The 6,066-nt window shown below is 74.9% G+C and carries 7 protein-coding genes; all 7 read left to right on the top strand.

Translation table 11 applies throughout. From position 1 onward, the window contains the following. Window positions 1-340: 340 nt before the first annotated feature. The gene (gene rplU / locus N866_RS15525) at window positions 341-649 is read left to right on the top strand and encodes a 50S ribosomal protein L21 (protein WP_173406167.1); all 309 of its coding nucleotides are present in this window, start codon (window positions 341-343) and stop codon (window positions 647-649) included. A 73-nt stretch (window positions 650-722) separates the two neighbouring features. Continuing rightward, window positions 723-980, top strand: a complete 258-nt coding sequence (gene rpmA, locus N866_RS15520) for a 50S ribosomal protein L27 (RefSeq protein ID WP_034228006.1) — start codon at window positions 723-725, stop codon at window positions 978-980. A 122-nt stretch (window positions 981-1,102) separates the two neighbouring features. Beyond that, on the top strand, window positions 1,103-2,626 hold the full coding sequence (obgE, locus tag N866_RS15515; protein ID WP_034228005.1) for a GTPase ObgE: 1,524 nt from the start codon (window positions 1,103-1,105) through the stop codon (window positions 2,624-2,626). Then, window positions 2,623-3,762, top strand: a complete 1,140-nt coding sequence (proB, locus tag N866_RS15510) for a glutamate 5-kinase (RefSeq protein ID WP_425393971.1) — start codon at window positions 2,623-2,625, stop codon at window positions 3,760-3,762. Before obgE ends, proB begins: the two co-directional genes overlap by 4 nt. Before the next feature lie 38 nt (window positions 3,763-3,800). After that, window positions 3,801-5,120, top strand: a complete 1,320-nt coding sequence (locus N866_RS15505; protein ID WP_034228004.1) for a glutamate-5-semialdehyde dehydrogenase — start codon at window positions 3,801-3,803, stop codon at window positions 5,118-5,120. A 232-nt stretch (window positions 5,121-5,352) separates the two neighbouring features. Further along, the gene (locus N866_RS21045; protein ID WP_155855416.1) at window positions 5,353-5,508 is read left to right on the top strand and encodes a hypothetical protein; all 156 of its coding nucleotides are present in this window, start codon (window positions 5,353-5,355) and stop codon (window positions 5,506-5,508) included. Between the two features lie 43 nt (window positions 5,509-5,551). Continuing rightward, the coding region (nadD, locus tag N866_RS15500) for a nicotinate-nucleotide adenylyltransferase (protein WP_034228009.1) at window positions 5,552-6,066 on the top strand (515 nt) is incomplete at its 3' end.

Here is a 6,066-nt window from a genome sequence, read left to right as displayed (position 1 = left end):
CCCGGCGCGCGGCCGGCCGAGGCGGCGCTCGCGGAGCTCGCCGACGCCGTGGGCAGCATCCGTGCCGTCGAGGCCCCCGCCCCGGGGTCGGCCGACGTCGCCGGAGGGCCCGACGGGGCGCCGGAGGACGCCCCGGACCCCGCCATTTGACCTGCGGGCCGGGGCATCCGTACCCTGGAACGTCGGTGCGCCTGTGTGCGCACCGCTTCCACGTGCCCCGGAGGCCGTTCCCGCGAGATCCCCGCGAGAAGCAGTGCGTCCGACGTGTGCGTCCGGGTGACCGGACGCCAGGGCACGCTGATGCAGACGCGAGAGCCGTTCGAGAGAGATGAGCAGCAACGTGGTGTACGCGATCGTCAAGGCCGGAGGCCGTCAGGAGAAGGTGTCGGTCGGCGACGTCGTCGTCGTGAACCGGCTGTCCGGTGACGCCGGCTCGACCGTCCAGCTGCCCGCCGTGCTGCTCGTCGACGGTGACACGGTGACCTCCGACGCCGCCGCGCTGGCCAAGGTGCAGGTCACGGCCGAGATCGTTCGGGACGAGAAGGGCCCGAAGATCGACATCCTGAAGTACAAGAACAAGACCGGCTACCGCAAGCGCCAGGGTCACCGCCAGAAGCTGACCCGCCTGAAGGTCACCGGCATCAAGTGAGCCGTCGGGTCCGTCGCCTCCGGCGCGGACCGGTCGAGCCCCTCCGTCACCCCAGCACGAAAGCAGGTCAGTCATGGCACACAAGAAGGGCGCGAGCTCCTCGCGGAACGGTCGCGACTCGAACGCGCAGCGCCTCGGCGTCAAGCGGTTCGGCGGCCAGCTCGTCAACGCCGGCGAGATCATCGTCCGCCAGCGCGGCACCCACTTCCACCCGGGCAACAACGTGGGCCGCGGCGGCGACGACACCCTCTTCGCCCTCACGGCCGGTGCCGTCCAGTTCGGCGTGCGCCGTGGCCGCAAGGTCATCGACATCGTGGCTGCCGACGCCTGAGCAGCAGACCGTGACGAAGGGGCGCACCGCTCGGTGCGCCCCTTCGTCGTTCCCCGCCGGGTGGTCCTGACCGTCCCGCGTGATCCCGTCCCGAGCAGCCCCCACCCCCGGAAGGAGTCGTCGTGGCCTCGTTCGTCGACCGCGTCGTCCTGCATGTCTCGGGCGGTGACGGCGGGCACGGCTGCGCGTCGATCCGCCGGGAGAAGTTCAAGCCGCTCGCCGGCCCCGACGGCGGCAACGGCGGGGACGGCGGCGACGTCGTCCTCGTCGTCGACCCGCAGGTCACCACGCTGCTCGAGTTCCACCACTCCCCGCACCGGCACGCGCCGTCGGGCACGCAGGGCATGGGCGACGACCGGCAGGGCGCGGCAGGGGAGACCCTCGTCCTGCGCGTGCCGGACGGCACGGTCGTCAAGACGCCCGACGGCACGGTGCTCGCCGACCTCGTCGGTGCCGGGACCCGCTTCACGGCCGCCGCCGGCGGCCGCGGCGGGCTCGGCAACGCCGCCCTGTCCTCGCCGCGGCGCAAGGCCCCGGGCTTCGCGCTCCTGGGCGAGCCGGGGGAGGGCCGGGACCTGGTCCTGGAGCTCAAGACGATCGCGGACGTCGCGCTCGTCGGCTTCCCCAGCGCCGGCAAGAGCAGCCTGGTCGCCGCGGTCTCGGCGGCCCGGCCGAAGATCGCGGACTACCCGTTCACGACGCTCGTGCCCAACCTCGGCGTCGTCCAGGCGGGGTCGGCCCGGTTCACGGTCGCCGACGTGCCCGGCCTCATCCCGGGCGCGAGCGAGGGCAAGGGCCTGGGGCTGGAGTTCCTCCGGCACATCGAGCGCTGCGCGGTCATCGTCCACGTGCTCGACTGCGCGACGCTGGAGCCGAACCGCGACCCGATCAGCGACCTGGAGGTCATCGAGGCGGAGCTCGCGGCCTACGCCGGCGACCTGGAGATCTCCGGCGGCGCGGTGCCGCTGACCGAGCGCCCCCGGCTGGTCGTGCTCAACAAGATCGACGTGCCCGAGGCGCGCGACCTCGCGGACCTGGTCCGGCCCGAGCTCGAGTCCCGCGGGCTCGAGGTGTTCGAGATCTCCGCGGCCAGCCACGAGGGCCTGCGGCCGCTCACCTTCGCCCTCGCGCGCCTCGTCGCGGAAGCCCGCGCGGCGGCCCCGGCGGCGGAGCCCACGCGGGTCGTGCTGCGGCCCCGGGCCGTCGACGAGTCGGGCTTCACGGTCGAGCGCCGCGAGGACGGGGGCCGGGTGTGGTTCCAGGTCCGGGGCGCCAAGCCCGAGCGCTGGGTCCGGCAGACGCAGTTCTCCAACGACGAGGCCGTCGGCTACCTCGCGGACCGGCTCGCCCGGCTCGGCGTGGAGGAGACGCTCTTCGCCCGGGGGGCCACCCCCGGCGCGGAAGTCGTCATCGGCGACGGCGACGACGCCGTGGTCTTCGACTGGGAGCCGACGCTGCTCACCGGCTCCGAGCTCCTCGGCGGGCCCCGCGGCACGGACCTGCGCCTGGAGGACCGCTCGCGGCCGACCCGGGACGACAAGCGCAAGCAGTACAAGGACCGCATGGACGCCAAGGCCGAGGCGCGCGCCGAGCTCTGGACGGAGCGCGAGTCCGGCCGCTGGACCGACCCGGAGGTCGACGCGTGATCACGGACCGCCGGGGCGTCGCGGCGGCCCGCCGCGTCGTCGTCAAGGTCGGCTCCTCCTCGCTGACCGCGGGCGACGGCACGCTGGACGTGGCGGCGCTCCAGGCGCTCGTCCGGGTGCTGGCCGAGCGCCGTGTCGCCGGGACCGAGGTCGTGCTCGTCACGTCGGGCGCGATCTCCGCCGGCATGGCGCCCCTGGGGCTCACGGCGCGGCCGCGCGACCTCGCGACGGCGCAGGCGACCGCCTCGGTCGGGCAGGGGCTCCTCGTGGCGCGGTACACCGAGGCCTTCGCCCAGCACGGGCTGCGGGTCGGTCAGGTCCTGCTGACGGCCGAGGACACCATCCGCCGCGGCCACTACCGCAACGCCCAGCGCGCGCTCGACCGGCTCCTCGCCCTCGGCGTCGTGCCGGTCGTCAACGAGAACGACACCGTCGCGACGGACGAGATCCGCTTCGGTGACAACGACCGGCTGGCCGCGCTGGTGTCCCACCTCGTCCGCGCCGACGCGATGGTCCTGCTCACCGACGTGGACGCCCTCTACGACGGACCGCCGTCCAGCGGGGCGAGCCGGATCAGCGAGGTGGCCGGGCCGCAGGACCTCGAGGGCGTCGTGGTCACGGGCCGGGGGAGCGCCGTCGGGACCGGCGGCATGGTGACCAAGCTCGCCTCCGTGGCGATCGCGACCGGTTCCGGCATCCCGGTCGTCCTCACGTCGGCCCGCAACGCGGCGGCCGCCCTCGCGGGCGACCCGGTCGACGGCGGGCCGGTGGGGACGTTCTTCGCCGCCACCGGGCGCCGGGTGCCCACCCGGATGCTGTGGCTCGCGCACGCCGCGCGAACGGCGGGGCGGCTCGTCCTGGACGACGGCGCCGTGCGCGCCGTGGTGGAGCGCCGGACGTCGCTGCTGCCCGCGGGCGTGACGGCCGTGCACGGCACCTTCGAGGCCGGTGACCCGGTCGAGCTCGCCGCGGCCGACGGCCGGGTGGTGGCCCGGGGCCTCGTCTCCTACGCCTCCGACGAGCTCCCGCCCCTGCTCGGCCGCTCGACCCGGGAGCTGCGCGCCGAGCTCGGCGACGGCTACGACCGCGAGGTCGTCCATGCCGACGACCTCGTCCTCGTCCCGGCCCGCGGCTGAGCCCTCCGCCCTCCGGGGGCGCGGCCTATCCTGCCGCCATGACGACGACGCCCGACCTCCGGCAGGACCACCCGACGGGCACCCCGGTGCCGCCGGAGGTCCGCGAGGCCGTCCTCGACGTCGCCCGGCGCGCCGGTGCCGCTGCGCGCGTGCTGGCGACGGCGACCCGCGCCACGAAGGACGCCGCGCTGCACGCCATGGCGGACGCCCTGGTGGCGTCGACGGCGGAGATCGTCGAGGCGAACGCGGTCGACCTCGAGCGCGGCCGGGCGGCCGGGACCTCGGCCGGGCTGCTCGACCGCCTGGCCCTCACGCCGGACCGGGTGGCGGCGATCGCGGCCGCGCTGCGCGAGCTCGCGAGCCTGCCGGACCCGGTCGGCGAGGTGGTCCGGGGCTCCACGCTGCCCAACGGCCTGCGGCTGCGCCAGGTGCGGGTGCCGCTCGGCGTCGTCGGCATGATCTACGAGGCGCGGCCGAACGTCACGGTCGACGCCGCGGGCCTGGCGCTCAAGAGCGGCAACGCCGCGATCCTGCGGGGCGGGTCGGCGGCCGCCGCGTCGAACACCGTCGTCGTCGGCGTGCTGCGCGAGGCGCTGCGGGCCGCGGGGCTGCCCGCGGACGCCGTCCAGTCCATCGACGAGCACGGGCGCGCGGGTGCGGTGGCCCTCATGCACGCGCGGGGCCTCGTCGACCTGCTCGTCCCCCGCGGAGGTGCCGACCTCATCCGGACGGTCGTCCAGGAGGCGACGGTGCCGGTCGTCGAGACAGGCACCGGCAACTGCCACGTGTACGTCGACGCCTCCGCCGACCCGGCCGTCGCGCTGCCGATCATCCTCAACTCCAAGACCCAGCGGGTCGGGGTGTGCAACGCGGCGGAGACGCTGCTCGTGCACCGCGACGCCGCGGCGACGTTCCTGCCCCCGGCGCTGGCGGCCCTGCACGACGCCGGCGTCACGCTGCACGGTGACGACCGCACGGCCGCCCACGCCCCGGAGGGCGTCACGGTCGTCCCCGCCACGGAGGAGGACTGGGCGACGGAGTACCTGTCGCTGGACCTGGCGGTCCGCGTCGTGGACTCCCTGGAGGAGGCCGTCGACCACATCCGCGCGTGGTCCTCCGGTCACACCGAGGCGATCGTGACGGCGGACCTGGCGGCGTCGGAGACGTTCGTCGCCCAGGTCGACTCGGCGGCCGTCATGGTCAACGCGTCGACCCGCTTCACGGACGGCGGGGAGTTCGGCCTCGGGGCCGAGATCGGCATCTCCACGCAGAAGATGCACGCCCGCGGACCGATGGGCCTGCCCGAGCTGACCACGACCAAGTGGGTCGTCCACGGGGACGGTCAGGTCCGCCCCTGACCCGACGGCACCCCGTCTGCCGGGTGGTGCAGGACGCACGCCCCAGCCGGCCCGGACGTGGCCCGTCCGGCCGTGTCCGGGTGGGGTTCGCCGCCGTCGGCGTGCGACACTGGTCCCTGCCGTGCGGCGGGCCGGCGGGACGAGAACGTCATCTGCTGCAGGGTCCGGCGCACGCGCCGGACCGGCTCCCGACGGCCCGGACGACCCTGACGCGACACCCTTGGAGGACGAGGTGCCCACTGCTGCCCTGCTGCTCGCCGAGGAGGCTGCGGAGACCGCGAACCACCTGCCGATGCACCCGGTCGCCTTCGGGCTCCTCGCGTTCGGCGGCCTCATGGTCCTCCTCCTGGTGACGTTCGCCTTCCGGAGCGTCGGTACCCGCCACTGACGTCGGGACCAACGGGACCGTCGAGGTGGAGGCAGCCGCAGGCATGACGCAGCAGCGACCCAGGCTCGGGGTGATGGGCGGCACGTTCGACCCCGTTCACCACGGCCACCTGGTCGCGGCGAGCGAGGCGGCGGCGATGTTCGGCCTCGACGAGGTCGTCTTCGTCCCGACCGGGCGCCCCTCCCTCAAGCAGCACCCCGGCGTGACGCCGGCCGAGCACCGGTACCTCATGACGGTCGTGGCGACGGCGTCGAACCCGCGGTTCACCGTGAGCCGGGTGGACATCGACCGCCCGGGACTGACCTACACGGTCGACACGCTGCGGGACCTGCGTGAGCGTCGCCCGGACGCGGACCTGTACTTCATCACGGGCGCGGACGCGATCACGCAGATCCTGACCTGGAAGGACGCCGACCAGCTCTGGGAGATGGCGCACTTCGTCGCGGTCACCCGGCCCGGGCACACGCTGACGCTCGACGGCCTGCCTCCGGAGTCCGTCAGCATCCTGGAGATCCCGGCGCTGGCGATCTCCTCGACCGACTGCCGCCGCCGCGCCCG

Source organism: Actinotalea ferrariae CF5-4 (assembly GCF_000603945.1).
In the GTDB taxonomy this organism is placed as follows: domain Bacteria; phylum Actinomycetota; class Actinomycetes; order Actinomycetales; family Cellulomonadaceae; genus Actinotalea; species Actinotalea ferrariae.
The sequence above is the reverse complement of the archived record's forward strand: the minus strand, read 5'-3'. Positions and strand labels throughout refer to the sequence as shown.